This window comes from Oleiphilus sp. HI0123 (assembly GCF_001635315.1).
This window is the reverse complement of record NZ_LWGE01001724.1, coordinates 1-1,708: the sequence shown is the minus strand read 5'-3', so window position 1 is coordinate 1,708 and position 1,708 is coordinate 1. Positions and strand designations below refer to the sequence as shown.

Sequence of the window (1,708 nt, the reverse complement as noted above, 5' to 3'; positions counted from 1 at the left end):
ATCAAGGTGGATGAGAGTGGTATATGCCATTTGGTTTACTATATGGAATGGGGCAATCATTGCGACGCAGCCTATTTTGGGAATATTATTCTTTCAAAGGAAAGTGTTGACGAATTGGCGTCGCGAGACCCTGGGGAACACATAACAAGTTGGTCAACATGACGCCTGGCGGCGCATGTCACCAAGGCGTTAAATGTTTTTTGGCTCTTAAGGTTTAGGGCTCAATATTCGGCAGGGAATGCTCGTTTCTTATCATGTATTCCTCCGTTTAAAGTTTTAGGGTAGGTGGCACGTTTTCCCACTGTTCCGCTCTACTGTTTAAGCTTCTCAAGCACATTTTAATTTGTAGAGGCTTCGTCAATGGTGTGTTCCTAGGGAATCCGGTAAAGTCGCCATCTGCGGTGTTTTTGTCTCTGGGCAAGCACTTTGGTTTTAACGTGGTGTTTGGTGTAGTTGGGAGTTCTAAAACATCTAACCAGTTCATCAAACATCACTCCGGCCACAAAGAAACGTGGCCTGCGTTGGACGCACGATAGAGCCGTGCGCCGTTTATAAAAGCGTTAGAACTTTTTAATCAGATTGTAGATCAACCTAAAATGGATATAGAAAAAAAAGAATTTTGGGGTACAACGAAAGCTTCATCTTTAGCAACATACGGCTTTCTCATAGGGTTAATTAGCTGTTATTTTGCTTTAACTCAGCATGTAGCTTTATTGTTAGTATCAATCTTGTGCGTAGGCTCAATATTTTATGCGCTTACCACCAATTATCGACAAGGCTTTAATGTCAGGTGGCGGCTAGCTAATTTTATATTTCACTGTGTCTTTTTATTGGCCTTAGTTTCAGGGGTTGGCTTTGTATTATTTCTACTTTATGCGTAGTAAAGTTCTAACAAGTTTAGCCAGCATCGCCCCAGCAAAAAGACGCTGGGGCTGGACCTCGCTGCGCTCGGCCGCTGCTAAAGGCGTTAAGTGTCCGAGTGGTTGTCTGGTTGTCTGGTTGTCTCTTAAAGTATTTGTTACTTTTCGTAAGTAGCTGGCTTGCTGTAGAGAATTTAATGTGGTCTACACTATGGCTATCGGGTAAGTTTAGTATGAGACTATCGTGAATAGCTTGCTATGAATAAGGGGGAAAGGATATGAAACTGCGTATTTTTAGAATGCTTCTGCTTTTTATTCCAGTCGTGTCCATTAGCTATGCGTCATCAACTAGTGATCAAGCAAAGGAAATTACCTTAGTTGCAGATCAATGGTGCCCCTATAACTGTGTTCCTGGCACAGAGAGACCTGGCCTTTTGGTAGAGATTGCAAATTATTCCTTTTCGCAGGAGGGGTATAAGATAAATTATATCGTTAGGCCCTGGATTCGTTCAATTTTGACTGTCCGTAATGGTGACTATGATGGAATTATTGGTACGGGTAGAGATGAAACACCTGATTTCATTTTTCCAGATGAACCTTTGTATAGCATTGAACATGTTTTCTATGTGAAAAACACATCTGATTGGCGTTTTAGTGGGTTTAAGTCATTACAGAATATCAACCTTGGTGCTATAAAGAATTACTCTTATGGCAGCCTTCTTAAGGAATATATTGAGCCAAACCAAGCGAATATCGCACGTTTAACTATTCTTCATGGTGATGATGCTTTTAGCCGTCTAGTTGAATTACTTAAAATAGATAGGATTGATGCTTTCGTAGAGGAATCT

1 protein-coding gene is annotated in these 1,708 nt (G+C 41.1%); it reads left to right on the top strand.

Annotated elements, in window-relative coordinates; all coding sequences use genetic code 11:
* Positions 1-1,138: 1,138 nt before the first annotated feature.
* On the top strand, positions 1,139-1,708 hold a 570-nt coding region (locus tag A3761_RS23335; protein WP_068751000.1), incomplete at its 3' end, for an ABC transporter substrate-binding protein.